The organism is Burkholderia sp. Bmkn7 (genome assembly GCF_041103175.1).
Taxonomy (GTDB): domain Bacteria; phylum Pseudomonadota; class Gammaproteobacteria; order Burkholderiales; family Burkholderiaceae; genus Burkholderia; species Burkholderia cepacia.
The window spans coordinates 423,927-447,796 of sequence record NZ_JBGCUH010000003.1 but is presented as its reverse complement, the minus strand read 5'-3'; the positions used below and the strand labels follow the sequence as shown (position 1 = coordinate 447,796).

24 protein-coding genes, 1 tRNA gene and 1 pseudogene are annotated in these 23,870 nt (G+C 66.4%); 11 read left to right on the top strand and 15 right to left on the bottom strand.

Translation table 11 applies throughout. From position 1 onward, the window contains the following. Window positions 1-13 precede the first annotated feature (13 nt). Together AB3K92_RS23465 and AB3K92_RS23460 are read right to left on the bottom strand one after the other, a co-directional pair. Window positions 14-640 (bottom strand): DUF2239 family protein, encoded by a 627-nt coding sequence (locus tag AB3K92_RS23465; RefSeq protein ID WP_369465918.1) that lies wholly within the window; start codon window positions 638-640, stop codon window positions 14-16. A gap of 123 nt (window positions 641-763) precedes the next feature. Next, window positions 764-943: pseudogene (locus tag AB3K92_RS23460) on the bottom strand (glutathione S-transferase); the annotation flags it as partial. A 199-nt stretch (window positions 944-1,142) separates the two neighbouring features. On the opposite strand from AB3K92_RS23460, the gene AB3K92_RS23455 reads away from it, so the two are divergent. The 3 genes from AB3K92_RS23455 to AB3K92_RS23445 all read left to right on the top strand — a co-directional run bounded on the left by AB3K92_RS23455 (window position 1,143) and on the right by AB3K92_RS23445 (window position 4,387). After that, complete coding sequence (locus AB3K92_RS23455) at window positions 1,143-2,483, top strand: MFS transporter (protein ID WP_059649924.1); 1,341 nt, start codon at window positions 1,143-1,145, stop codon at window positions 2,481-2,483. A gap of 62 nt (window positions 2,484-2,545) precedes the next feature. Then, window positions 2,546-3,949: an enolase C-terminal domain-like protein gene (locus AB3K92_RS23450; RefSeq protein ID WP_369465916.1), complete on the top strand. Its 1,404-nt coding sequence runs from the start codon at window positions 2,546-2,548 to the stop codon at window positions 3,947-3,949. Window positions 3,950-4,075: 126 nt separating this feature from the next. Further along, window positions 4,076-4,387: a hypothetical protein gene (locus AB3K92_RS23445; protein ID WP_059490215.1), complete on the top strand. Its 312-nt coding sequence runs from the start codon at window positions 4,076-4,078 to the stop codon at window positions 4,385-4,387. Between the two features lie 63 nt (window positions 4,388-4,450). Here the strand turns inward: AB3K92_RS23445 and AB3K92_RS23440 are convergent, their stop codons facing one another. Both AB3K92_RS23440 and AB3K92_RS23435 read right to left on the bottom strand, forming a co-directional pair. Beyond that, entirely contained in the window at window positions 4,451-4,708 is a 258-nt protein-coding gene (locus AB3K92_RS23440; RefSeq protein WP_081057209.1) for a PAAR domain-containing protein, read from the bottom strand. Window positions 4,709-4,717: 9 nt separating this feature from the next. Next, the gene (locus AB3K92_RS23435) at window positions 4,718-6,184 is read right to left on the bottom strand and encodes a hypothetical protein (protein WP_059587997.1); all 1,467 of its coding nucleotides are present in this window, start codon (window positions 6,182-6,184) and stop codon (window positions 4,718-4,720) included. A 656-nt stretch (window positions 6,185-6,840) separates the two neighbouring features. Between AB3K92_RS23435 and AB3K92_RS23430 the strand changes: the two genes are divergently transcribed. Then, a complete protein-coding gene (locus AB3K92_RS23430; RefSeq protein ID WP_146107316.1) occupies window positions 6,841-7,338 on the top strand; it encodes a hypothetical protein in 498 nt (165 codons plus the stop codon). A gap of 361 nt (window positions 7,339-7,699) precedes the next feature. Here AB3K92_RS23430 and AB3K92_RS23425 read toward each other — a convergent pair. The 5 genes from AB3K92_RS23425 to AB3K92_RS23405 form a co-directional block, all read right to left on the bottom strand. Continuing rightward, a tRNA-Ala gene (locus AB3K92_RS23425) sits at window positions 7,700-7,775 on the bottom strand. 66 nt (window positions 7,776-7,841) lie between these two features. Further along, window positions 7,842-8,204, bottom strand: coding sequence for a c-type cytochrome (locus AB3K92_RS23420; protein WP_021158617.1), 363 nt, complete (start codon window positions 8,202-8,204; stop codon window positions 7,842-7,844). Further along, window positions 8,201-8,998, bottom strand: coding sequence for a BON domain-containing protein (locus AB3K92_RS23415; protein ID WP_027788619.1), 798 nt, complete (start codon window positions 8,996-8,998; stop codon window positions 8,201-8,203). The genes AB3K92_RS23420 and AB3K92_RS23415 overlap by 4 nt, the downstream gene beginning before the upstream one ends. A 17-nt stretch (window positions 8,999-9,015) precedes the next feature. Continuing rightward, window positions 9,016-9,600 carry an SIS domain-containing protein gene (locus AB3K92_RS23410; protein ID WP_042974154.1) on the bottom strand — a complete coding sequence of 195 codons (585 nt, stop codon included), beginning with the start codon at window positions 9,598-9,600 and terminating at the stop codon, window positions 9,016-9,018. 126 nt (window positions 9,601-9,726) lie between these two features. Next, window positions 9,727-10,155, bottom strand: coding sequence for a YraN family protein (locus AB3K92_RS23405; protein ID WP_042974155.1), 429 nt, complete (start codon window positions 10,153-10,155; stop codon window positions 9,727-9,729). Window positions 10,156-10,201: 46 nt separating this feature from the next. On the opposite strand from AB3K92_RS23405, the gene rsmI reads away from it, so the two are divergent. After that, on the top strand, window positions 10,202-11,083 hold the full coding sequence (rsmI, locus tag AB3K92_RS23400; protein WP_369465911.1) for a 16S rRNA (cytidine(1402)-2'-O)-methyltransferase: 882 nt from the start codon (window positions 10,202-10,204) through the stop codon (window positions 11,081-11,083). A 108-nt stretch (window positions 11,084-11,191) separates the two neighbouring features. On the opposite strand, the gene AB3K92_RS23395 is transcribed toward rsmI, so the two are convergent. Further along, complete coding sequence (locus AB3K92_RS23395) at window positions 11,192-11,803, bottom strand: septal ring lytic transglycosylase RlpA family protein (protein ID WP_027788623.1); 612 nt, start codon at window positions 11,801-11,803, stop codon at window positions 11,192-11,194. Between the two features lie 657 nt (window positions 11,804-12,460). Here AB3K92_RS23395 and AB3K92_RS23390 point away from each other — a divergent pair. From AB3K92_RS23390 to AB3K92_RS23380, 3 genes are all read left to right on the top strand, one after another. Further along, complete coding sequence (locus AB3K92_RS23390) at window positions 12,461-13,105, top strand: MBL fold metallo-hydrolase (RefSeq protein ID WP_060229216.1); 645 nt, start codon at window positions 12,461-12,463, stop codon at window positions 13,103-13,105. Beyond that, window positions 13,102-13,761 (top strand): glycerol-3-phosphate ABC transporter permease UgpE, encoded by a 660-nt coding sequence (locus AB3K92_RS23385; RefSeq protein ID WP_021158625.1) that lies wholly within the window; start codon window positions 13,102-13,104, stop codon window positions 13,759-13,761. The genes AB3K92_RS23390 and AB3K92_RS23385 overlap by 4 nt, the downstream gene beginning before the upstream one ends. 79 nt (window positions 13,762-13,840) lie before the next feature. Further along, a complete protein-coding gene (locus tag AB3K92_RS23380) occupies window positions 13,841-14,311 on the top strand; it encodes an Lrp/AsnC family transcriptional regulator (protein ID WP_006477376.1) in 471 nt (156 codons plus the stop codon). Between the two features lie 45 nt (window positions 14,312-14,356). Here AB3K92_RS23380 and AB3K92_RS23375 read toward each other — a convergent pair whose 3' ends face one another. The 3 genes from AB3K92_RS23375 to AB3K92_RS23365 all read right to left on the bottom strand — a co-directional run bounded on the left by AB3K92_RS23375 (window position 14,357) and on the right by AB3K92_RS23365 (window position 17,076). Further along, window positions 14,357-15,514, bottom strand: coding sequence for a cation diffusion facilitator family transporter (locus AB3K92_RS23375; protein WP_059649933.1), 1,158 nt, complete (start codon window positions 15,512-15,514; stop codon window positions 14,357-14,359). Between the two features lie 243 nt (window positions 15,515-15,757). Further along, window positions 15,758-16,051 carry an H-NS family nucleoid-associated regulatory protein gene (locus tag AB3K92_RS23370; RefSeq protein WP_006491875.1) on the bottom strand — a complete coding sequence of 98 codons (294 nt, stop codon included), beginning with the start codon at window positions 16,049-16,051 and terminating at the stop codon, window positions 15,758-15,760. Between the two features lie 365 nt (window positions 16,052-16,416). Next, window positions 16,417-17,076, bottom strand: a complete 660-nt coding sequence (locus tag AB3K92_RS23365; protein WP_226168821.1) for a HugZ family protein — start codon at window positions 17,074-17,076, stop codon at window positions 16,417-16,419. A 240-nt stretch (window positions 17,077-17,316) separates the two neighbouring features. On the opposite strand from AB3K92_RS23365, the gene AB3K92_RS23360 reads away from it, so the two are divergent. Further along, window positions 17,317-18,534 (top strand): MFS transporter, encoded by a 1,218-nt coding sequence (locus AB3K92_RS23360; RefSeq protein WP_059493946.1) that lies wholly within the window; start codon window positions 17,317-17,319, stop codon window positions 18,532-18,534. A 104-nt stretch (window positions 18,535-18,638) separates the two neighbouring features. On the opposite strand, the gene AB3K92_RS23355 is transcribed toward AB3K92_RS23360, so the two are convergent. After that, window positions 18,639-19,781: a branched-chain amino acid ABC transporter substrate-binding protein gene (locus tag AB3K92_RS23355; RefSeq protein ID WP_027788629.1), complete on the bottom strand. Its 1,143-nt coding sequence runs from the start codon at window positions 19,779-19,781 to the stop codon at window positions 18,639-18,641. Window positions 19,782-20,196: 415 nt separating this feature from the next. Then, window positions 20,197-21,276, bottom strand: coding sequence for a nitronate monooxygenase family protein (locus tag AB3K92_RS23350; RefSeq protein WP_059678254.1), 1,080 nt, complete (start codon window positions 21,274-21,276; stop codon window positions 20,197-20,199). Window positions 21,277-21,556: 280 nt separating this feature from the next. On the opposite strand from AB3K92_RS23350, the gene AB3K92_RS23345 reads away from it, so the two are divergent. Beyond that, window positions 21,557-22,249 (top strand): dienelactone hydrolase family protein, encoded by a 693-nt coding sequence (locus tag AB3K92_RS23345; RefSeq protein ID WP_059490231.1) that lies wholly within the window; start codon window positions 21,557-21,559, stop codon window positions 22,247-22,249. An 81-nt stretch (window positions 22,250-22,330) separates the two neighbouring features. Further along, complete coding sequence (locus AB3K92_RS23340) at window positions 22,331-23,809, top strand: amidase (RefSeq protein ID WP_059709501.1); 1,479 nt, start codon at window positions 22,331-22,333, stop codon at window positions 23,807-23,809. The last annotated feature ends 61 nt before the right edge of the window (window positions 23,810-23,870 follow it).

The following is a 23,870-nucleotide window of genomic DNA, read 5'->3' as shown; positions in this document are numbered from 1 at the left end:
TCGGAAGCTCCTTTCAGCAGTCGTCGGTGGACGGCGGCAGATCGCCGCGCGCCAGTGCGAGCGCATGGTCGCGCACGTCGTCCGGCCAGCCGGCGATCAGCCCGGCGAGCCGCGCCAGGTCGTTCGCATACAGCGCGCGCGCGGCCTCCTCGAAACCGGGCAGGTCGCCCGCCATCGCCGACATGAAGTGGTAGGCGCGCGCCTGCGCGTCGCGCAGACGATCGGCCGCCGCATGCGTGCGCCGCGCGTCCTCGACGAGCTTGCGCAATGCGACGGACGCGCCGCCCGGCTGCGCGGCAAGCCATTCCCAGTGACGCGGCAGCAGCGTGACCTCGCGCGACACGACACCGAGCTTCGGCCGGCCGCGGCCGCGCGGTTCGCCCGCCCCGGCCGGCTCGCCGACCGTTGTGGATACGTCGTCGCCCGACGGCGGCGCGAAGCGCGCGCGGATCTCGTCCGGCGTGCCGCGCAGGTCGAGGTCGATCGAGCGGCCGGTCGCGTCGTCGAAGATCAGGATCGTGCCGGCGCTCGCGTCGCCGGCCTGCCGGGCCGCGAGCGCGACCGACGCGAGCGGGCCCGTCGCGAGCCGCCGGTGGCCGTCGAACACCGTGTACGAAGGAAGAAGCGTGGAGATTGTCATCGTGGTCGCCCGCAGGCAGGAATCGGAATGGCGCTATTTTCATCCGGGTATAAATTGGATGTCAATATCATCCGGGTAAAAATATCGCCAGCATCCCGCCGGGCGGGCGACCGCGTGGCGCGGTCAGTTCTTCAGCGCCAATGCCGGCGTCGCCGCGCCGCGCACGCTCGCGAGCACGTCGTCGAGCGACACATGGCCGCCGAACGCCGACGAAGCCGGCAGCGGCAGGCCTTCCTCGACTGCGTGCGCGAATTGCACGCCGGCATCGTCGGCCAGCCGCGCCCCGCGCGTCGCGGCCGATCGATTCAAAGGCTGAATCGATCAAGTCAGTAATTGGCATGAAAGCGCAAATATCGACATGACAGAATGATCCGGACGCCCCGCTCGGGCCCGCACGGGCCTCGGCGTCCGGCCTCCGGCCGGCAGCACCGTCACCCAGAAACGCGCGCTTTCGACGCGCCAGCCGCACGACGGCACCTTCCGCCCTTCGGAGGAGACAGTCATGAATCCGCTTCACGCGCTGCCGGCGTCCGCGTCGGCAACGGCCCGGCGCACCCGCGTGCGCTGGCTGGTGCTGGCCGTCCTGTTCGCGGTCACGACGATCAACTACGCAGATCGCGCCGCGATCGCGATCGCCGGCCCGAGCCTCGCCCGCGCACTGCACCTGAGCCACGTACAGATCGGCTTCATCTTCTCCGCATTCGGCTGGTCGTACGTGGTCGCGCAACTGCCGGGCGGCTGGCTGCTGGATCGCTATGGATCGCGCATCGTCTATGCGTTCAGCATCTTCTTCTGGTCGCTGTTCACGCTGCTGCAGGGCACGATCGGCTTTTTCGGCGGCGCGGCCGCGTTCGCGCTGCTGTTCGGGCTGCGCTTCCTGGTCGGCGCGGCCGAAGCGCCTTCCTTCCCGGCCAACAGCCGGATCGTGTCCGCGTGGTTCCCGGCCGCCGAACGCGGCACCGCATCGGCGATCTTCAATGCCGCGCAGTACGCGGCGACCGTCGTATTCGCGCCGCTGATGGGCTGGCTCGTGCACGCGTTCGGCTGGCAGTCGGTGTTCGCGGTGATGGGCGTGCTCGGCTTCGCGTTCGTCCTGGTGTGGAACCGCACGATGTACGACCCGAAGGACCACCCGGCCATCAACCGCGCGGAACTCGACTACCTCGCCGAAGGCGGTGCGCTCGTCAACATCGACCAGGCGACGGGCGGCCGCGACGGCGGCCCGTCGATGCGCCACGTCAAGGCGCTGCTCGGAAACCGGATGCTGATCGGCGTGTACGTCGCGCAGTACTGCATCAACGCGCTCACCTATTTCTTCATCACGTGGTTTCCCGTCTATCTCGTGCAGGCGCGCGGGATGTCGATCCTCAACGCGGGGCTCGTTGCGTCGATCCCGGCCGTGTGCGGGTTCCTCGGCGGGATTCTCGGCGGCATCGTGTCCGATGCGCTGCTCAGGCAGGGCCGCTCGTTGTCGGTCGCGCGCAAGGTGCCGATCGTGTTCGGCATGCTGCTGTCGATGTCGATGATCGTCTGCAACTACACCGATTCGCACGTGCTCGTCGTGCTGTTCATGGCGCTGTCGTTCTTCGGCAAGGGACTCGGCGCGCTCGGCTGGGCCGTCAACGCCGACACCGCGCCGCGCCAGATCGCGGGATTGAGCGGCGCGCTGCTCAACACGTGCGGCAACCTCTCCAGCATCACGACGCCGATCGCGATCGGCTACATCGTCGACCGCAGCGGCTCGTTCAACGGCGCGCTCGTCTATGTGGTCGCGCACGCGCTCGTCGCGGTGATCTGCTACGTGTTCGTCGTCGGCGAGATTCGCCGCGTCGAGCTTCGATGAACGGCGCGGGCCGCACCGGCTCAGCCGGCGGCCCGTGCACCACCGGAACCAGGAGCGAACCGATGTCCGAATCCCGCCATGCCGGCACCCCGCGCGTCACACGCATGCGGGTGATTCCCGTTGCCGGCCGCGACAGCATGCTGCTCAACCTGTGCGGTGCGCACGCGCCGTATTTCACGCGCAACCTCGTGATCCTCGACGACAGCAGCGGGCACACGGGCGTCGGCGAAGTGCCGGGCGGCGAAGGCATCCGTCATGCGCTCGAGCGCATGACGGATCTCGTGGTCGGCCAGTCGATCGGACGCTATCAGGCCACCCTCAACGCAGTGCGCGCGGCGCTGTCCGGCACGGGCCCGGGTGCGGGTGCGGGCCGCACGATCCGGCACGAAGTGACGTCGGCGGGCGAGGCGGCGGTACTGCGCCAGCCGCACGAAATCAACCTGCGGCTCGACAACGTGATCACCGCGATCGAGGCGGCGCTACTCGACCTGCTCGGGCAGTTTCTCGACGTGCCCGTCGCCGCGCTGCTCGGCGAAGGCCAGCAGCGCGACGCGGTGCCGATGCTCGCCTACCTGTTCTACCTCGGCGACCGACGGCGCACCGATTTGCCATATCGCGACGAAACGCACGCGTCGGACGCGTGGTTCCGGCTGCGCAACGAGGAAGCGCTCACGCCGGCCACGATCGCGCGGCAGGCGGAAGCCGCCGTCGAGCGCTACGGTTTCGCCGATTTCAAGCTGAAGGGCGGCGTGATGGCCGGCGCAGACGAGATGGAAGCGATCGCCGCGATCAAGGCGCGCTTTCCCGACGCACGCGCGACGCTCGACCCGAACGGCGCGTGGTCGCTCGACGAGGCTGTCGCGCTGTGCCGCGGCCAAGGCCACCTGCTTGCGTATGCGGAGGATCCGTGCGGGCCGGAGGGCGGCTATTCAGGCCGCGAGGTGATGGCCGAATTCCGCCGCGCGACGGGGATCCCGACCGCGACCAACATGATCGCGACCGACTGGCGGCAGATGGATCACGCGGTGCGGCTGCAGGCGGTCGACATCCCGCTCGCCGATCCGCATTTCTGGACGATGCAGGGCTCGGTGCGGCTCGCGCAGCTGTGCCGTGACTGGGGGCTCACGTGGGGCTCGCATTCGAACAACCACTTCGACGTGTCGCTCGCGATGTTCACGCATGCGGCGGCGGCCGCGCCCGGCACGATCACCGCGATCGACACGCACTGGATCTGGCAGGAAGGCGATGCGCGGCTCACGCGCGAGCCGCTCGAGATCGTCGACGGCCAGGTGGCCGTGCCGGAGCGGCCGGGGCTCGGGATCGAGATCGACATGGCGCAGGTCGAGGCCGCGCATGCGCTGTACAAGGAGGTGGGCGGTACGGCGCGCGATGACGCGGTCGCGATGCGGTTTCTCGTGCCGGGGTGGACTTACAATCCGAAGCGGCCGAGTTTCGGGCGGGGGTAACGGGAATGCTGGATGGCGGGTGGTTGTTGTCAAACGCGGAAAACGCCCGCATCCTGCCGGCTGCCTGAACGGGCCCGCGCGGCGGACGGTCGGGCTCCCCGTCCACTCGAAGGAAAAGCGCTCGCCATGACGTCTCCCGATCCGACACCGCGACAGATCATCGTCTTCGTCCTGTATTCGGTGCTGTGCCTGCCCGCGAGCATGACCGTTGCTGGTTATGCCGCGACCCGGATCACGCAGAACGTGTCGAATTTCGAAGGCGGCGCAGGCTACGCAGCGCTTTGGTGGATCATCATTCTGACCGGTGTGTTCTACGGACTCTCGATCGCCCTCTTCGCGCTACTGCGGAAGAGGATTGCGATTCTCGCGGCCATCACGGTGGCCTTCGCCGTGATGTCGGTGCCGGCGGTCAGGTTGATCTACGAGTTGTTGACCTGATCGCCGTCGGTCGTCGCAATACACTGGCCGCATTACTTCGAAAACCGGAATAACGCGACCCGTTCAGGAAAGCCCCGAGGTGGGCACCGACGAAATGAGCACAGCTCCGCACGATGTCTTGTGTCCATCGAACGACGCGGGCGCCCCCTCCACATCGAAACCGGCCTCGCCGTCGACGATCACGACCTCGCCATGCAGCGGGCACGTGCAGCGATCTCCCTGACGGGCGACTGCGCGTCCCATGACTTCACTGGTTGCCGCGCCGGTTTCCACACGGCCGCCATGGCTATGCACATCGCCTACCCGAATGATCCCGCGCATGGATGCTCCTCAGTACGAGTAACCCTGGATGCCGTAGTTCGTGTCGTGTCGACGTCCCCACCACAGCAGATAGGCATTGTTCTCGCCGCGCGCACGGAACCAGTCTCCGTCCGGGTTGATTGGTGTGAGCTTCGACGGCGGCAGCACGACAACCGCAGTCGGGTGACCGGCGTCCATCGTACCCGCAACCAGTGCATTGCCGCCGAAATGGTTGATCCGGCCGATCGCGAGTGCAACGTCCGTCAGCGCCGTGCCCGCGCCCATGTCGCCAAGCAGCGCAGGCGTGTTGAAGACCTGCTTCGTGTAGTCGAATTCCGGCAGCGTTTCCGTGAGCGTCTGCGACAGCGAGGCCAGACGGGCCGATGCCGCGTCGCTGCCCTTGCCTGCATCGTGCACGACGAACTGGATGCTTGAAGTGTCGACGTTTGCGTTTTGAGCAGCCTGCGCAATCGTCGCCTTCCATGCCTGGACCGCACGCGTCGTGCCCGCCTTCGCCTCGTAGTCGCTAACCTTGCCCGTTGCCGCCTTGCCGATCCACGCGAGTGGCTCACGGTCGGTCTTCAGATCAGGGCCGGCCAGAAACAACACGGTAAGGTTTTCGTTCATCTGCGCATCCCTGGGTGGAAAGCTCGGCGCGTCCCAGTTCATCACCCACACGCTTTCTTGCGGATGCTTCTGCAGATAGTCGAGTGCAGCGTTCAGCGACGTGAAGCCGGCATTTGCACCGCCGACATGGATCTGAATGTCAGAAGGCAGATCCTTGCTCCATAGATCCTTTGCGGACTGATTGCCAATTTCGAAATAATCCTTGATCTGATAGGCCAAATAGTCTTTCGCCTCCTTCACCCCAAGTCGCTGCGGTATCGCAAACTCGACACGAATACCCGCCAGCTCTCGCCATTGATGCGGGTCGTGTGGCTGGACTGTATAGAAATAGTGACCATTCATCACATATTTCTCGGCAAACAAACCCAGAAACTTAGAGATATATTTTTCATAGAACCCGTCGAAGCTTTCCGCTCCGTTGTTGCCATAGGCAACTCCAGCGACAGGGCGAACAGTACCGAACGCCTTGGGGTCCTTTCTGACCATATCGTCATTCTTGTTTGGCTTGACGAGCCCCAACGTCCACAATAATTGCCATTCCGTCGGATAGTCACGGCGTTGGAGAGGATTGAGCCATTCCAGACCGACCACCTGTGCGAGAAACGGCTTCTCCTGGGCAGGTGCAGAAGGTGTCGGCACAGAAACAGGCTGAGCGGCCTCCGCGGTCGAAGATGACCAAGCCGTGGCAAATGCAAAAACAGCGATCCCAGCCAGGGCCGGCAATCCAATCCATCGTGTCATTTCCTCTCCCATGCTTCGCGTCTGTGAACCGTGACCAATCGCTTCGATAGCAACGACACCTATCACAAGTAGTACTCCAACCAATGCCAGTGCAAGACGTCGTGACCGGGAGGCAAAAAGTGATCTCATCCGACTCTCCCCATACCGAGCAACACCCCCCCCCTGACGCTTGTCGTTTATCGATTCAGGCAGAGTCGCTTCGGGGTCTTTAAGCACCCAATTCTGCAAAAAGTCCCCATTCATCTTTCCTTTCTCGAAGTAAGCCGCAGGCGAGCATCTGGGGCAGGCAAACATCGCCTTCACAGAAGATGAACGGCACCTGTACAACTTAACGCTCGATGAGCTGGGCGACGAGTCGGCCCTCTACATTGATGCTATCGAAGGAAAGTTCGTGCGTTGGCCAAGCCTCTGCCATCATGGACTTCTTCTACCAACTGAGCGGCAACTGCACGAGTCTCTCTTCAAGCGTCCGGACGGCGTGTCGGTGCTAGTCGCAACGTCGACGCTGGCGCAGGGAATGAAGCCAACTGAATGACCGCATCGACCACGCATTGCGCGCACGCAGGAAGCTACAAGAGTTGGACGAAGAACCGGATTGGGCAGACAAGATGGCTGCCAATTACGGTACGCCGTCGGACGTGCTACGCGAGCTTAGGGCTCGACTCGAGACGTCTCCCCCTGTCGAGCGTTCAACGGTAGATTGGTTCATCTGGACAGCAACGTGGCTGAAAGAGCGCCCCGTTCTTATCCCGAGAATGACCAGACGCGAGAGCTTGGACGGATACATGGGTGAGCCGTTCAAATCACTTGAAGACGAGGAGGAGCGAGGCAAGCTCGCCATCGACATCGTGCTGGCAGCCCTGAAGGCGTGGATCAGCGGTCAAACGCTGACGGAAATTCAGAAGTTGAAGCCTACAATCCAACATCCGAAGCATTGCGAGCAAGCTCGACGCTTCGTCTTGCGCGTTCTCCCGGAACTCGCTTACATCTTCTCGCTCCCGGAACTTGTACGGCGACACTTGGCGGCAGAAGAGCTGTCCTTCGACATGGACGACCTTGCCTCGGTTGAACTCGAAAAGCTTGGCAGCTGCGTGCGCGAGGGCTACGACACCGTTGAGAAGCTTGCGCTTTCGAAAATTCGAGGCAAAACCGCCTCGCGCGTGCGCGCTCATCGTCAGTGGAATGAGATCGAGTTCTTGATGGACCCCAAGGTACCTGGAGAGACTTGGCAGAAACTTTTCGAGCGAATCAAACTTGGGGTTGAGCGCTACGACCGGGTCTGAGCATCAAAGTACACACGATGCAAAATCACAACAACCATCTTGGAAGCGCCATGCCGTCGGTAACGTCCCGCGTTTAGCGGGCGCCGAATCTCCGAGGCGAAGTCTGCCGATCAACGTGCGGTTTACGCCGCAACATGCACCTCCGTGAATTGATAGGGGGCCATGGCGGCGGTTCCACATCAGATCCAGCAAATACTTAGCCCGAGCGGGTCATTGCAAGTCGCTCAAAAACAACAAAGCCGGCACAAGGCCGGCTTTGCATGCGAAGCATAAGGCTGCACTTTGTCAACAGAAGCATATCTTTGCATCTAGTGCAAAATTACCCTTCCTGTCTCAGACGATCGAGCCTTTCGGATTCCGTTGGTGGAGCGGAGGAGGATCGAACTCCCGACCTTCGCATTGCGAACGCGACGCTCTCCCAGCTGAGCTACCGCCCCAACAGTCGACCATCATACACACGCATTTCTGCGCTTGGCAATAGGGGTTGAGTCACCCCCGATACCTTACTTTGACGGCGCCCCAGCCAGTACCCATTCGACCACCGAACGCGCGTCGGCGTCGCTCATGCGCGGATGCGCCGGCATCGGAATCGCGCCCCAGACGCCGGAGCCGCCCTCCTTCACCTTCTTCGACAGCTTTGCCACGGCCTGCGGATCGGCCTTGTAGCGGGCGGCGATTTCCTTGAACGACGGGCCGACGAGCTTGCGGTCGACCGCGTGGCAACCCATGCACGCATTGCCGCGCGCCACCTTCAGGCCGTCACCGACATCCGCATGCGCGGCGCCCAGCGTGCCCGCCACGAGCGCCGCGGCTGCGGCGCCCTGCATCATCCACGGTTTCAATTGCTTCATCTGCATGCTCTTCATTGCGACGGTGCCTTCGGGTTACCCGGGTGCACGCTCGACGAATTCGAGATCGGCGCGGGCGGCTGCAGCGGCGTGGACTGCACCGACGCGTCGGGCACGGCGCCCACCGTCGCGGTATCCGCCGGCGCGGCGGCCTGCGCACCGGACGCGCCGCTCGCGGGCGACGCCGCCTGCAGCGCCTGCGCGTCCTGCGGCTTCACGTACTGGAACACCTTCACGACCTTCTCGACGCCGGGCACCTGGCTGGCGGCTTCCGCGCCGCGATTGCCCTCGTCGACCGTCACGAGCCCCATCAGGTAAAGGTTGCCGCGTTCGCTGACCACCTTGTAGTAGTTCGCCGAGATGCCCTTCGTCGCGATCAGCTCCGACTTCACGCGCCCCTCGAGGTACGAGTCGTTCGCGCGCGACGACAGCGACGACGCCGGCTCGACCGACAACTCGTTGACAATGCCGTTCACGTTGTTGATGCCGCGCACGATTTCCTCGGCGCGCTGCTTCGACGCGTCGTTCGGCACCTCGCCCGTCAGCAGCACGCGGCGGTTGAACACCGTGACGTTCACGTGCGACTGGTCGGGCAGCCCGTTGTTGATCTGCGTGAGCGACTTGACCTGGATCTCCCGGTCCTCCGTCTGCGCGCCGAGCGTACGGCGGTCGGTCGCGACCAGCGCGCCGCCGCCGGCCGCTGCGCCGACGATCCCGAGCACACAACCCTGCAGCGACACGGCGAGGCCCGCCGTCAGCGCGGCGAGCAGCGTGGTTCTGACGAGCGTCTGTTTGACGCGGCTTTGATTCATCGACGGCTCTCCTTCGTTCAATCCTCACCCAGCAGCATCGCGTCGATGCCGTCGCACAGGCAGTGGATGGTCAGCAGATGGACTTCGTGGACGCGCGCCGCACGAGCGGCGGGCACGTTGATCGGAATATCGGTGTCGGACAGCGCGGCCGCGACCGCATGGCCGTCGCCGCCCGTCAGCGCGACGACGGTCATCTCGCGCTCGTGCGCTTCGTCGATCGCCGCCAGCACGCGCGGCGACGCGCCACCCGGATCGAGCACCAGCAGGATGTCGCCGGTCTGGCCGAGCACGCGCACCTGCTGGGCGAACAGTTGCTCGGCGGACACCGCACCCGCGAGGCCGCCCTGCGACGCATCGGTGGCCAGCGCGATCGCGGGCAGGCCCGGACGCTCGCGCTCGAAGCCGCCGACGAGCGACACGGCGAGGTAGTGCGCGGCGGCGGCCGACGGGCCGTCACCACACGCGACGATCTTGTTGCCGTTCGCCAGCGCGGCGAACATCGCATCGACCGCGGCTGCGATCGGCAGCGACAGTGCGTCGGCCGCTTCGGCGTGAAGCGCGGCGCTGTCGTGGAAATGTTGCTGAATACGTTCGACTGACATCGATTCCTGGTGAACTGGGCGCGCGGCACGCATCGCGCGACATCGTGGGTGCGGCGAGTTTACCGTACTCCGGCACGCTCTCCGGGGGTCCGGCAAGAACTCTTTACATCTCGTCACAGCTCGCGGCTACGCATCGTCGGCACGAAATGCGTCGCGCAGCCACTCGAGCCGCCCGGCCTCGAACGCGACGACGTCGAAGCGGCACGCGGCACCGGCGCCGTGGCGCGCCCAGAACTGGAGCGCGGCCGCCACCAGGCGCCGCCGCTTGCGCCAGCCGACGCTCGCGGCCGCGCCGCCATGCCGGACGCTGCGCCGCGCGCGCACCTCGACGAACACGAGCATGCCGTCGGCCTCGCGCATCACGAGATCGAGCTCGCCGCCGCGCATCGTCACGTTCGCCGCGACGAACACGAGGCCGCGGCGTTCGAGAAACTGCCGCGCACGCTGCTCGAACGCCGCGCCGACCGGCCTGGATCGCGCCGTGCCGGAAAAGTTGTCGCCGGCGCGCGGCAAACCGCGCCCGTCACCCGGCCGCGCCGGCGCCGCGTGGCACAATGCCGTCCTTGTTCCGCTTGCGCCGCGATTGCGCGCATTGCCTGCCATGACTGCCCTCCTCGAACTCGCGCAAACGCAGCACTACCCGGAAGCCGCGCTCTACGTGGTTGCCACGCCGATCGGCAACACCGCCGACATCACGCTGCGCGCGCTGCACGTGCTCGGCCTCGCCGACCGCATCGCGGCCGAAGACACCCGCAACACGGGCCAGCTGCTCGCCCGCTACGGGATGTCGAAGCCGCTTGTCGCCGTGCACGAGCACAACGAACGCGAAGCCGCGCAGCGCGTGATCGAACTGCTGCGCGGCGGCGAACGCGTGGCCTACGTATCGGACGCAGGCACGCCCGGCATCTCGGACCCCGGCGCACGGCTCGTCGACGCGGTGCGCGCCGCCGGCTTCGCGGTGATCCCGCTGCCGGGCGCGAGCGCGGCGGTGACCGCGCTGAGCGTGGCCGGCGACTGGGCCGGCGCGTTCACGTTCGCGGGCTTCCTGCCGCCGAAGGCCAGGCAGCGCGCGACCGCGCTGCAGGCGCTGGTATCGCACCCGTATGCGCTGGTGTTCTACGAAGCGCCGCACCGGATCGCCGAAACCGTCGCCGCGCTCGCCAACGCATTCGGCCCCGCGCGCCGGCTGCTGATCGCGCGCGAACTCACCAAGCTACACGAGCAGCTGTTCCAGGGCACCCTGGCCGAAGGACAGACCTGGCTCGCCGGCGATGCGAACCGGCAGCGCGGCGAATTCGTGCTGGTCGTCGAAGGCGCGCCGGCGACGAGCGGCGAAGCCGACGACACCGCGCACGACGCGCTGCTCAGGCTGCTGCTGGAAGAGGTGCCGGTGAAGAGCGCGGCGAAGCTCGCGGCCGCGCTGACGGGCGCGTCGCGCAACACGCTGTATGCGCGGGCGCTCGCGCTGAAGGATGAAAACTGACGCGCGAGCCGGCCGGCACCGGGAAACCGGTGCCGACGTCGCGCCGTGCAGGAAAGACAAAGGGCTGCCCTCGGGCAGCCCTTTTGCATGAGCGGTCGATCCGCCGCGTTACTTCGTCGAGACCGACGCGAGCATTTCGTCGCGTGCTTCGCGCGCTTCCTGCGGCGACAGCCCTTCGATCTTCACGCGGCCCGTGCCGGCGTGCACGAGGCCGATCATCTTGGCAGCGGCATACGACAGGTCGAGCACACGGCCGCGCTTGAACGGCCCGCGATCGTTGACCTTCACGACGACCCACTTGCCGGACGACGCGTTCGTCACCTTGATGTACGACGACAGCGGCAGCGTGCGGTGCGCGGCGGTGAGCGCGTTCATGTTGAAGCGCTCGCCGTTCGCGGTGCGGCGGCCGTGGAAATCCCGCCCGTACCACGATGCGCGGCCCGTCTGACGGAAGTCGGACACATCCTTGCCGTCGATCGGCTCGGCGTCCGCCAGCGACGACTTCTTCGCGTCCTTGGCGTCGGCAGCCGGCATCGACGCCAGTGCGGAATCGAAATTCAGTTGCTGCTTGTCGTTGTCCGCCTTCGCGGCACCGGCCGTCTTGTCGACCGCGTTCTTCTGGTTCGCGCTTCCGGTGGTCTGGCTGGGTGGCACCGCACAGCCCGTCAACGCGAAAAATAATGCAATGGTCCCGAAACGAGTCGGAAATCGTACGTTCATCGACGTGTCGCCTTCTGGTTCGGGCCGCTCCTTCGTCACGCTGCTTCACAGCGCGGACACGCGGCCCGGACGGCAAATGCGTGCACGCCCCGCTCGGATGCGAGCAGGCGGCTAGCATGGGCGCGGCTTTCGTCTATGCCGCAACCGTCCTGATTAGCTTTCACGTCTGGCGCAACCTGTCCCCAACAGCCTGACCAGACCCCACATGCCGCCATCGAACATGGCTTTCACGTTCGCGCGCGTCGAAACGACCAACGCACAGGAACGGCGGCACAGGCCTCATCCGGCGGCGCGGCAGCAGGGCCGCAGGCGGGCGCGCAGCACCCGGCCGGACAAGACGTGAGCACCGAATGCTCGGTGCTGGATACACCGCCGGACTCCCCGGCGGCTGATGCTTGACGGTGCTTCCGACACCCCTTTTCAACGGGGCCGAAACACCAGCGAATGGCGTGAAATTCACGCGCAATGGAGCGCATTATACATAAATCAAAACGCTGTCCTGAAAAGCACCGCCGGCGGACCATTGATTCTCACTATGGCTGTAACAATCGACATGCTCCGGGAATGCCCGGAGGCGCGCACCGCGACGCGCGTCGCGCGGCCGGCAAGCGGCACGCGCGACCGGTACAATCGCTCCTTTTAGCCGCCGGTGCCTCCATGAAAGTCACGCTCATTCCGGTCACGCCGTTCCAGCAGAACTGCTCGCTGCTCGTCTGTGAGAAGACGGGCCGCGCCGCCGTCGTCGATCCGGGCGGCGACCTCGACCGGATCCAGCAGGAAATCGCGCGGCAGAACGTGCAGGTCGAGAAGGTGCTGCTCACGCACGGGCACATCGATCACTGCGCGGGCGCGAAGACGCTCGCGACGCACTACGGCGTGCCGATCGAGGGGCCGCAGGAAGAAGAGCGCTTCTGGATCGAGAAGCTGCCGATGCAGAGCGAGCGCTTCGGCTTTCCGGCCGCCGAAACCTTCGAGCCGGATCGCTGGCTGAACGACGGCGACACCGTGCAGTTCGGCGACGAGACGCTCGAGGTCTATCACTGCCCGGGCCACACGCCCGGCCACGTCGTGTTCTTCAGTCGCGCGCATCGCGTCGCGATCGTCGGCGACGTGCTGTTCGCCGGTTCGATCGGCCGCACCGATTTCCCGCGCGGCAATCACGAGGATCTCGTTCGCTCGATCAAGGAGAAGCTGTGGCCGCTCGGCGACGACGTGACGTTCGTGCCGGGCCACGGCCCGGTGTCGACGTTCGGCGACGAGCGCCGCACGAACCCGTTCGTGTCCGACAAGGTATTCGGATGAACCAGACCGCCATCCCGGAAATCTACGTCAGCACCGACGTCGAGGCCGACGGCCCGATTCCCGGCCCGCACTCGATGCTGAGCTTCGCGTCGGCCGCCTATACCGAGGACAAGCAGCTGATCGCGACCTTCTCGGCCAACCTCGAGACGCTGCCGGGCGCGCAGGCGCACCCGGTGCAGGAAGCGTGGTGGAAGACCGAGCCCGACGCATGGGCCGCGTGCCGCCGCGACCTGCAGGCGCCCGAGGCGGCGCTCGTCGCGTACGTCGACTGGGTCGAGGCGCTGCCCGGCAAGCCGGTGTTCGTCGCGATGCCGGCCGGCTTCGATTTCACGTTCATGTTCTGGTACATGATGCGCTTCGCCGGGCGCTGCCCGTTCTCGTGGTCGGCGCTCGACATCAAGACGCTCGCGTTCGCGATGACGGGCCTGCCGTACCGCAAGGCGATCAAGCCGCGTTTTCCGAAGCACTGGTTCGACGACCATCCGCACACGCACGTCGCGCTCGACGACGCGATCGAGCAAGGCGCGCTGTTCTGCAACATGCTCGCCGACCTGCGCCGCCAGCAGGCCGCGCTCGCGGGCCTCGCGGTGTCGGACACCGATCGGTCGGAAAACGCGGGGGCGGGACAAAACCCCACGGATCCGCGAGCAAATTAGCGAATCTCGCTCAGCAACGCGACGCCAGATTGCCTTTCCTTTCCCGGCCCTCTAACATTCAGCATGTTGTTGCTGCCGCATGGAGGCGCAGGTGACGCTCGATTCCTTTTCGCAAAAAATCCTTCGCCTGTTGCAGCTCGACGCGCGCCGTTCCGTTCAGGAAATTTCCGACCAGGTCGGCCTGTCGAGCACGCCGTGCTGGCGCCGCATCAAGGACATGGAACAGTCGGGCGTGATCCAGCGCTACACGGCGCTGCTCGATCGCGAGAAGCTCGGCCTGCACGTCTGCGCGCTCGCGCACGTGCACCTGACCCGCCACAACGAAGGCGGCGTCGAGCAGTTCGAGCGCGAGATCGCGACCTGCCCGGAAGTCACCGAGTGCTACAGCACGACCGGCGAGGCCGATTACATCCTCAAGATCGTCGCGCCGGACATCAAGGCCTACGACGTGTTCCTGCACGAACGCATCTTCAAGATCCCCGCCGTATCGCAAGTGCGCACGAGTGTCGTGCTGCGCGAGATCAAGTTCGACACGCAGCTGCCGCTGTAACGGCTGTAACGCACACGCCCGCGCGGGCGGCCCGCCGGCGGCAGGTCACGCCCGGGCGGGCATCGTGCGCGTGAAGCCGATCCGGCGCGCGCCGAACTCGCGCTTCAGCGCGTCGACGTCGAGCCGGCCGGCCAGCGCCGCATCGGTGTCGTGCGGATCGCACGCCAGCGTCACGTCGATCTCGAGCCCCGTGCTCAGGTAATGCAGGTTGATCGCCGCCGCATGCAGCCCGCGCTGCGCGAGCGCGGCCTCGAGCCGCGCCGCGATCTCGCCGCGCGGCGGCAGCGCGAGCGCCGGACGGCGCGCCGCATCGTTCTCGGGGTCGACGTGGATCAGCGCGTCGAGCACGCGCGGGTCGCGCAGCACGCGTGCACGTGCGGTTTCCGCGATGTAATGCCCTTCGGAGACGGAGATCATCGGATCGACGAGGATGTGCGCGTCGACGAGCGCCGCATCGCCCATCTTGCGCGTGCGCAGGTCGTGCACGTCGCGCACGCCCGGCGTCGCGGCGAGCAGCGCGCGGATCTCGGCCGTGTCGGTCGTATCGAGCGCGCGGTCGGAGAGATCCTGCAATGCGTCATAGCCGAACGTCCAGCCCATGCGCGCGACCATGAAGCCGACGATCGCCGCCGCGATCGGATCGAGCAGCCGCACGCCGGCCAGGCTGCCGACGATGCCGATCGCGACGACGAGCGACGAGGCGGCATCCGAACGCGCATGCCACGCGTTCGCGACGAGCATCGCCGAGCGCACGCGCCGCGCTTCGCGCAGCATGTAGCGAAACAGCGCCTCTTTCGACACGAGCACCGTCAGCGCGACGACCAGCGCGGAAAAATGTACCGCCGGAATATTTTCGAGATTAACGAGACGGTCGCCGGCCCGCCACAGCATGCCGACGCCGACTGCAATCAGGATTGCGCCGAGAAACAGCGACGCGACGGTCTCGTAGCGGCTGTGCCCGTAATTGTGGTCGGCGTCCGGCGATGCGCCGCTATGCCGATTCGCAACCAGCACGACGAAATCCGAGATCAAATCGGAAATCGAATGCACCCCGTCGGCAATCAATGCTTGCGAATGCGCAATCGTGCCGACGACGATCTGAAATGTCGCAAGCACGACATTCAGCACAATACTGACGAACGTGCTCTTGCGTGCAACCGCGTGCTTATCTGCGCTCTGCGCGTCGCCGGAAAACGTGGACATGAAATATGAGATATCGGTGTGCGGTACGCAATTCTATCAAGGGTGCCCCGCGAATCCCGCCAATACCCACAAATTTCTTATTCAAATCAATCGCTTATGCGAACAGGTCGTATTTCCATTCGCACCCTCTATCATTACATTTTCATGACAACGCCATGCGCGCGGCGGCCGCTGAAAACAAAAAAGCCGCGCTCCTGAACGGACACGCGGCTCTTTTGAAGCGCAGGCGACTTAAACAAACGTTTAAATCGCAAACTGTTCGCGGTTCTTGCCCGCGATCCAGCGCGGCGGCTTGCCGCGGCCCGACCACGTCGCGCCCGTTTCCGGATCGCGGTATTTCGCGGCGACGCCAGCGCGCGGACGGCCAACCTTGCCTGCCTTCGCGCGGCTGAGACCGAGTTCGGCGAGCGAAAAGCCGTAGTCGGCAATTTTCTGCTTCACGTCATTCAGCACTTCAGCGTATTCACGCGACTTCGCTTCTTCGATTTGCTTCTCCAGCTTCTCCCGCTGGGCCAGCAGGTCCTTGTAAGAAGACATAGTTTCCCTTTCTATCTGACTAATGGCGCCGGTCTGCAGCCAGCTCACCATTCATGAAATATATGTGCCTCGGATTTTCGAAGGCAGAGATTAGCACAAAAAAGATTTGATAGAAGCGAGATTCATGAAAATCCCGAGATCAATTGAAATTCACTCGTGTCATTTTGACCGGTCGCGGCCTTTTCTCAAATTTTTACGTTCCTACACAGAGATTAGGACATTAGCCATTGGCTATTAGGTCTATCAACATACGCAATTACCCTGCATTCGGAAAAATAGAAGCTTTCATCGGACGACAGTTTTACGAAAATCGGACGGCGCAACACGCTAAACGGACAAACCGCGGACAAGCCCGCACCGCGACGTCACGTCACATCCCGCGCGCATGCAATCAGCCGCTCGTGCAACGCGCCCGCGTCGGCCAATGGCGTATCGAACGGCGTGCGCACGCGGCGGCCGTCGTGTCGCCAGTCGGCGCCGTGACGATCGACGCCGAGCAATTCGAGCCCGTCGCGCCGCGCCGCGCCGCCGTCGTACGCGTCCCATAACGCCTGTTCCTCGTCGAAGGCGAGCGGCGGCAGCGCATCGAGATGCGTGCCGTCGACCCAGCCCATGCGCCCGAAACCGCCGATATAGCGCAGCCGCTCGACGTCGAGCGCCCAGAACGTGAAATCGCCGAGCGCCAGATAACGCGCGGCGTCCGGCTCGTAGCGCAGGTAGCGCGCGGTGACGTGCGGATCGTCGCCGAGCGGCACGAACCGGCCGAGCAGCGTCGCGCGCTCGGCGTTCAGCACGTCGCCGCCGGACGCGTCGACCACGAGGAAGCCCGCACGCGGATCGGCGGCCAGGTTGCGCGTGTGCTCCGCGAGGCCGCTCACGAGGATCACCGGACGATGGCTTGCATCGGGTGCAAACGGAACGACCGTCGGATACGGAAAGCCCTGCGGATCGCGCGCATGGGTGGCGAGCGTGCCGAGCGGGCAGCGGTGCAGCAGATGCAGGGCGAGAGCGGGATCGATGTTCAAGAGGACTCCTGCGGTCGAAGGGCGGCGCGCCGGGCACGCCATGCGCTTCGATGTTACCCGCGGGCGCGGCACGCCGCGCATCGGTCGAACGGCCAATGCGGCGAATACCGGAGGGCACCACGACCGCCCGGACATCGGCCAAACGGCCATCGCCCGGCAGGATCGTAAGCGGTTCGATAGAATCGGACGGGTCCGACGGGCGCCGCGTGCGTCCGCGCATTTCCTTTGACGAGCCTTTCCGTGTCCGAATCCTCCTCCCCCGAATCGTCGTCCCCGTTCGCCGCGCCGCCCGACGCGCATCGCGTGCTGCCGCTGCCGGCCCGCCAGCGCGCGCGCACGGCGTCGATGGCGCTGTTCTTCGTCGCCGGCATGATGTACGCGTCCTGGGGCGTGCACGTGCCGACCGTGCGCGACAAGTTCGCGCTGAGCCCCGGCCTGCTGTCGATCGCGCTGTTCGCGGTCGCCGGCGGCTCGATCGCCGCGATGCTGACCATCGCGCGCTGGATCACCCGCGTCGGCTCACGCACCGCGTGCCTCGCCGGCGGGCTCGTGATGTCCGCGTGCGCGGCGCTGATCCTCGTCGTGCCCGACTACTGGATGCTGCTCGCGGTGCTCGCGCTGTTCGGTTTCTCGATGGCCACGCTCGACGTCGCGATGAACGCCGAGGCCAGCGCCGTCGAGATCGCGCTCGGCAAGCCGATCATGTCGTCGCTGCACGGGATGTTCAGCATCGGCGGGATGGCGGGCGCGGCCGCCGGCGGCGCGCTGCTGTCGGCCGGCATGGCGCCGGTCGTGCATCTCGCGCTCGCGGCAGCCGTGAGCGCCGCGGTGCTCGTGGCCGCCAGCCCGGCCGTGTTGCCGCACGTGCCGCACCACGAACACGCGCATGGCGGCGGCAACCGCTGGCGCTCGCCCGCGTTGTGGATGCTCGGCGGCATCGCGCTGATTGCACTGGTCGCCGAAGGCGCGATGTACGACTGGGCGACGGTCTACATGCGCGACGTCGTCGCGGCGAGCCCCGCGCTCGCGAGCGCAGCATACGCGGCATTCTCGGGCGGGATGGCCATCGCGCGCTTCGCGGGCGACGCCGTGCGTGCGCGCTTCGGCGCGCCGCAACTCGTATTCGCGAGCGCGTCGCTCGCATGCGCGGGGATGATCGGCGCGCTGCTGCTGCCGAACCCGGTCGCGGTGCTGACCGGCTTCACGCTGATGGGCCTCGGCCTCGCGAACATGATGCCCGTGCTGTTCGCGGCCGCCGCGCGCGTGAAAGGCATCCACGCGGCCGAAGGGCTCGCGCACGTGGCGGGGCTCGCGTATTTCGGGCTGTTGTTCGGCCCGGTCGTGATCGGTGCGGTCGCGCAGGCCGCGAACCTGACGATCGGCCTGTCGGTCGTCGCGCTGTGCGCGGCGCTCGTCGCGCTGGTCGCGCCGAAGGTGCTCGCCCATCTGAAGATCTGACGGTACGGCGCTCGCCGGGCCGAACGGCCGAAGGGAAACAAAAAGAAAGCGCGCATGCGTTGCCGCATGCGCGCTTTCACCCCTTCTGTTGACCGCCTGTTGCGTTACATCTTCACTTCGTCGAGCAGCGACTTCTTGCCGCCCTTGTAGTTGTACAGCGAGATCACGCCGTGCTGCAGGTCGCCCTTCGAGTCGAAGGTCGTCGTGCCGATCACGCCCGAGTAGTTCGTCGCCGGCATCGCGGCGAGGATCTTCGCCGGATCCGTCGAGTTCGCGCGCTTCATCGCGTCGACGATGATGTACACGGCGTCATACGTGAACGGTGCGTAGATCTGGATCGGCTGGCCGAAGCGCTTCTCGTACTTCGCCTTGAACGCCGCGCCGCCCGCCATCTTCTCGAGCGAGGCACCGGCTTCCGAGCACACCACGTTGTCGGTCGCGTCGCCGGCCAGGTCGGCCAGCTTTTCCGTGCACACGCCGTCGCCCGCGAAGATCTTCGCGCGCAGGCCGAGCTGCTTCGCCTGTTTCGCGAACGGGCCGCCGGTGGCGTCCATGCCGCCGTACATGATCGCGTCCGGATTCTCGCCCTTGATCTTGGTCAGAATCGCGCGGAAGTCGACCGCCTTGTCGTTCGTCGCGTCATGCGACATCACCTTCAGGCCGAGCGCCTTGGCCTTCTTCTCGAACTCGTTCGCGAGACCCTGGCCGTACGCGGTCGAATCGTCGACCACCGCCACGCTCTTGATACCCTTCGAGTGCGCGTAGTTCGCGAGTGCCGGGCCCTGCTGCGCATCGGTGGCCACCACGCGGTACGTGGTCTTGAAGCCCTGCTGCGTGTAGGCCGGGTTCGTGGCCGACGGCGAGATCTGCACGATGCCCGCATCGCTGTAGATCTTCGAGGCCGGGATCGACGTGCCCGAGTTCAGGTGGCCGACCACCGCGACGACCTTGTCGTCGACGAGCTTCTGCGCAACCTGCGTGGCCTGGCGCGGGTCGGCCGCGTCATCCTGCGGGTCGAGTTGCAGCGTGATCTTCTGGCCGCCGACCGTGAGACCCTTCGCGTTGATCTCCTCGACTGCGAGACGCGCGCCGTTTTCGTTGTCCTTGCCCAGGTGTGCAATGCCGCCCGTCAACGGCGCGACGTGGCCGATCTTGACGACTTGATCGGCTGACGCGTTGCTTGCAGCTGCAGCGCACAGCATCGCTGCGGCGGTGATCGGCAACAGCTTTTGCATCTTGATATTCATGTAAGTCTCCAGTTCGGTCCCAATAAACGCCATCGCCCGGTGCCCCGCTGCCATCCCTGTGTTTGCAATCACTGGACGATTCGCCGGATGCATCGTTCATGCACTTGGCCTCAAGCACGTGAAAACCGCCGCTTTTAGCAGCCGCCCGTCCGTACTTGCGCGCAAGTGTAGGTGATCAAATTAATTTGTGGGACTTTTTTGGGGTAGTGGTAACACTACCGATATGCGCACTTTGGAACGACTACTCGAATATCGCTGCAAGCCCCGCCGGATAAGGGTTTCCGCTAATTCCAGAGGCTTCGCCGAAAGGTCGCTTCAAAGTATTCCCGGGGCATTTCGATTCGGTATTTTGTGCCCGGGATCATTGAATGAAACGCGCGTGACAGCGCGCGTTTCGTCGTCCGGCATGAACGATTCAGGCAGCCGCCGCACGCCATTCGGCATCGAGCGCGGCGACGAGCTGCGACGTCGTCAGCGCATCGCCGCGCCGCCGCGCGAGCGGCGCGCCCTGCCCGGCCCACAGCGACAGGTAGTCGCCGTCGTTCGCGCGCGCGGCGGCCTGGCGCAGCGGCTGCGTCAGCGCGTTCTGCACCGGGTACGGCGCGACGTCGGCCACGCGTTCGCCGAGCCGCGCCATCAGCGTATTGCGCAGCCCGCGCGCGTGGCGGCCGGTGATCGCGCGCGTGACCTGCGTCGACGTATCGGTACTCGCGAGCAGGCGCGCCTTCCAGTCCGCCGCGATCGCGCTTTCCGCGCAGGTGAGGAACGCGGTTCCGAGCTGCGCGCCCTGTGCGCCGAGCGCAAGCGCGGCCGCGATCCCGCGGCCGTCCATGATGCCGCCGGCGGCGAGCACGGGCAGGCCCGTCGCGTCGACCAGTTGCGGCACGAGCGCGAACGTGCCGATCAGCGCGTCGTCGGCGGAACCGATGAACGTGCCGCGATGGCCGCCCGCCTCGGCGCCCTGCGCGGACAACGCGTCGGCGCCGGCTGCCTGCCATGCGAGCCCCTCGGCCACGTGCGTCGCCGTGCCGATCACGTAGGTGCCGGCGGCCTTCAGGCGCGCGACGTCGGCCGCGTCGAGCACGCCGAACGTGAAGCTTGCAACGGGCACGCGCAGCGCCACCAGCGCATCGAGTTGCGCACGGAAATCCGGCGCGTAGCGCGCGGGCGCGGTGCCCGGCGGCAATCCGAGTGCTGCGTTCAGCGGGTCGATCGCGGCCAGCGCACGCGCGACGGTCGCCGCGTCGGGCGTCGCGTCCGGCAGTACGAACAGGTTGATCGCGAACGGGCGGGCGGTCGCCGCGCGGATGGCCTCGACTTCGGTCGCGAGGCGCTCGGGCGCGAACGCGGCGGCGCCGAGACTGCCGAGCGCGCCGGCATTCGATGCGGCGGCGACCATCTCGGCCGTGGTCGCGCCGACCATCGGCGCCTGCACGAGCGGCACGCGCAGGCCGAAGCGTTCGGAAAAGGGCGTGGAAAACAGGCGGGCAGACATGGCGAATCCTTCGATGACGATGCGCGAAAGCGCTTTGTAAAGGCTGGCACATCGACTCTATCGAAGCGGCGCCGCACCGAAAAATGAATAATCGAGATCGAAACGATCGCTGCGCGAGAAGCGGGCGCGCGTGCTGCGCCGATACACGATCGGCGGCACATGAGGCCGCCCCTCTCACCCGGCGGCGCTTCCTGCACCGTCACACGATCGATGGCACACTAGGCCGCCTCTTTCACCCCGGGGCGCGCATCGCGCACCCCGTTCGCCAGGAGTTCAGAACGTGACTGCCCAATGGATCGACATCCCGACCGGTAACGACAGCTTCGGCGGCTATCTCGCGCTGCCCAAGCGCGGCACTGGCCCTGCCGTCATCATCATCCAGGAGATCTTCGGCGTGAACTCGCACATCCGCGCAGTCGCCGAACAGTACGCGTCCGACGGCTTCGTCGCGCTCGCGCCGGACGTGTTCTGGCGCACGCAGCCGCGCGTCGAGCTGACCTATGAAGGCGCGGACCGCGACAAGGGCATCGAGCTGATGAAAAAGACCGACGTGGGCCTCGCGGTCGCAGACATCGGCGCGGCCGCCGATGCGTTGCGCGCGCGCCCCGAAGTGGCCGGCAAGATCGCCGCGATCGGCTACTGCTTCGGCGGCCAGCTCGCGTACCGCGCGGCCGCGACCGGCAAGATCGACGCGGCCGTGGCCTACTACGGCGGCGGCATCCAGAACGCGCTCGACCTCGCCGGCAAGGTCACGCAGCCGATCCTGTTCCACTACGCCGAAAACGACCACGGCATCCCGCTCACGGCCGTCGACCAGGTGAAGGCCGCGTTCGCCGGCCACGGCCATGCGTCGTTCCACGTCTATCCGGGCGCCGAGCACGGCTTCAACTGCACGGATCGCGCGTCGTACAACCAGCGCGCATCGGCGCTCGCGCACGGCCGCACGCTGACCTTCCTCGCCGAGCACCTCTAAAAGCGGCCGGCAGCGGGCCCCTCGCAGCGGGCCCGCGTTATGCTGCCGACATCGCCACGCGTCACAACGGGGGTGACTGCGATGCACTCGGACTATCTCGCGCACGACGCGATCGGCCTCGCCGCACTGGTACGCGAACGCAAGGCGAGCCCGCGCGAACTGCTCGACGCCGCGATCGGCCAGGCCGAAGCGGTCAACAGTGCGATCAACGCGATCGTGCTGCAGGACTACGAAGCCGCACGCCAGCGTGCGGTCGCCACGCCGGACGGCGGCGCCGACGCGCCGTTCGCCGGCGTGCCGTATCTGGTCAAGGATCTCGGCGCGGCGGTGGCCGGACTGCCGCTGTCGATGGGCAGCCGGCACTACCGGTATTTCGTGCCGGACGACGATTCGCCGGTGATCGCGCGAAGCCGCGCGGCCGGGCTCAACGTGTTCGGCAAGACCAACACGTCGGAAATCGGCCAGATGCCGTACACGGAACCCGAACTGTTCGGCGCGTGCCGCAATCCGTGGAATCTCGACCACACGCCCGGCGGCTCGAGCGGCGGCGCGGCCGCGGCCGTCGCGGCCGGCATCGTGCCGCTCGCGCATGCGTCCGACGGCGGCGGCTCGATCCGCATTCCGGCGTCGTGCTGCGGGCTGTTCGGCCTGAAGCCGACCCGCAACCCGGTCCTCGTCGACCGGCCGTCGAACGGCGAGCTGGTGGTCCAGCATGCGGTCACGCGCAGCGTGCGCGACAGCGCGCTGCTGCTCGACGTGACGACCGGCCAGACCTTGCCGGCCGGCGCGCCCGGCACGTTCCTCGGCGAGCTCGACACGCCGCCCGGCCCGCTGCGGATCGGCCTCGTGCTCGACCCGATGCTCGCGCCGGCGCTCGCCGACGACACCCGCGCGGCGCTCGACGACGCGGCCGCGCTGCTCGAATCGCTCGGCCACCACGTCGAGCCGGCGACGCTGAACGTCAACTACGCACGCACGGCCGAAACCTTCCTCACGCTGTGGGCGACGATCGCCGAGGAGATGGTGCTCGGCGCACGCGCGCTGACCGGCCGCACGCCGAAGCGCGGCGAATTCGAAGCCGCGACGTGGGCGATGGCCGTGGTCGGCCGGCGCCTCGCGCGCACCCGCCTGCCGGACGTGCTCGAATGGCAGCGCCAGCTCACCGTGCAGGTCTCCGGCCTCGTGTCGCGTTACGACGCGATCCTGTGCGCGTCGCTCGCGGGGCCGCCGGTGAAGATCGGCGAATTGCAGCCGACGCCGTTCGAATCGGCGCAGATGAAGGTGCTCGCCGCGCTGCCGGTGAAGCCGCTGCTGAAGGAAATGCTCGCGAGGTCGTCGGAAAAGGCGTTCACGTGGGCCGGCTGCACCGAGCTGTTCAACCTGACCGGCCAGCCGGCGATGTCGGTGCCGCTCTACTGGAACGCGCGCGGGCTGCCGATCGGCGTGCAGTTCGCCGCGCGCCACACCGACGACGCGCTGCTGCTCAGGCTGGCACGGCAGCTCGAACAGGCGCGGCCGTGGTTCGACCGCCGCCCGCCGCTGATGCAGGCGCAGCGCTGACGCACGCGGCCCCGCTCCGCAACCCTCGAAAAAAAGCCCCGCCGGCAGAAACCGGCGGGGC

Excerpts from the sequence above, each read along its gene's own strand:
- AB3K92_RS23465 (WP_369465918.1), bottom strand. The coding sequence starts at position 640 with ATGACAATCTCCACGCTTCTTCCTTCGTACACGGTGTTCGACGGCCAC.
- AB3K92_RS23455 (WP_059649924.1), top strand. The coding sequence starts at position 1,143 with ATGAATCCGCTTCACGCGCTGCCGGCGTCCGCGTCGGCAACGGCCCGG.
- AB3K92_RS23450 (WP_369465916.1), top strand. The coding sequence starts at position 2,546 with ATGTCCGAATCCCGCCATGCCGGCACCCCGCGCGTCACACGCATGCGG.
- AB3K92_RS23445 (WP_059490215.1), top strand. The coding sequence starts at position 4,076 with ATGACGTCTCCCGATCCGACACCGCGACAGATCATCGTCTTCGTCCTG.
- AB3K92_RS23440 (WP_081057209.1), bottom strand. The coding sequence starts at position 4,708 with ATGCGCGGGATCATTCGGGTAGGCGATGTGCATAGCCATGGCGGCCGT.
- AB3K92_RS23435 (WP_059587997.1), bottom strand. The coding sequence starts at position 6,184 with ATGAGATCACTTTTTGCCTCCCGGTCACGACGTCTTGCACTGGCATTG.
- AB3K92_RS23430 (WP_146107316.1), top strand. The coding sequence starts at position 6,841 with ATGGGTGAGCCGTTCAAATCACTTGAAGACGAGGAGGAGCGAGGCAAG.
- AB3K92_RS23420 (WP_021158617.1), bottom strand. The coding sequence starts at position 8,204 with ATGAAGAGCATGCAGATGAAGCAATTGAAACCGTGGATGATGCAGGGC.
- AB3K92_RS23415 (WP_027788619.1), bottom strand. The coding sequence starts at position 8,998 with ATGAATCAAAGCCGCGTCAAACAGACGCTCGTCAGAACCACGCTGCTC.
- AB3K92_RS23410 (WP_042974154.1), bottom strand. The coding sequence starts at position 9,600 with ATGTCAGTCGAACGTATTCAGCAACATTTCCACGACAGCGCCGCGCTT.
- rsmI (WP_369465911.1), top strand. The coding sequence starts at position 10,202 with ATGACTGCCCTCCTCGAACTCGCGCAAACGCAGCACTACCCGGAAGCC.
- AB3K92_RS23395 (WP_027788623.1), bottom strand. The coding sequence starts at position 11,803 with ATGAACGTACGATTTCCGACTCGTTTCGGGACCATTGCATTATTTTTC.
- AB3K92_RS23390 (WP_060229216.1), top strand. The coding sequence starts at position 12,461 with ATGAAAGTCACGCTCATTCCGGTCACGCCGTTCCAGCAGAACTGCTCG.
- AB3K92_RS23385 (WP_021158625.1), top strand. The coding sequence starts at position 13,102 with ATGAACCAGACCGCCATCCCGGAAATCTACGTCAGCACCGACGTCGAG.
- AB3K92_RS23380 (WP_006477376.1), top strand. The coding sequence starts at position 13,841 with ATGGAGGCGCAGGTGACGCTCGATTCCTTTTCGCAAAAAATCCTTCGC.
- AB3K92_RS23375 (WP_059649933.1), bottom strand. The coding sequence starts at position 15,514 with ATGTCCACGTTTTCCGGCGACGCGCAGAGCGCAGATAAGCACGCGGTT.
- AB3K92_RS23370 (WP_006491875.1), bottom strand. The coding sequence starts at position 16,051 with ATGTCTTCTTACAAGGACCTGCTGGCCCAGCGGGAGAAGCTGGAGAAG.
- AB3K92_RS23355 (WP_027788629.1), bottom strand. The coding sequence starts at position 19,781 with ATGAATATCAAGATGCAAAAGCTGTTGCCGATCACCGCCGCAGCGATG.
- AB3K92_RS23350 (WP_059678254.1), bottom strand. The coding sequence starts at position 21,276 with ATGTCTGCCCGCCTGTTTTCCACGCCCTTTTCCGAACGCTTCGGCCTG.
- AB3K92_RS23340 (WP_059709501.1), top strand. The coding sequence starts at position 22,331 with ATGCACTCGGACTATCTCGCGCACGACGCGATCGGCCTCGCCGCACTG.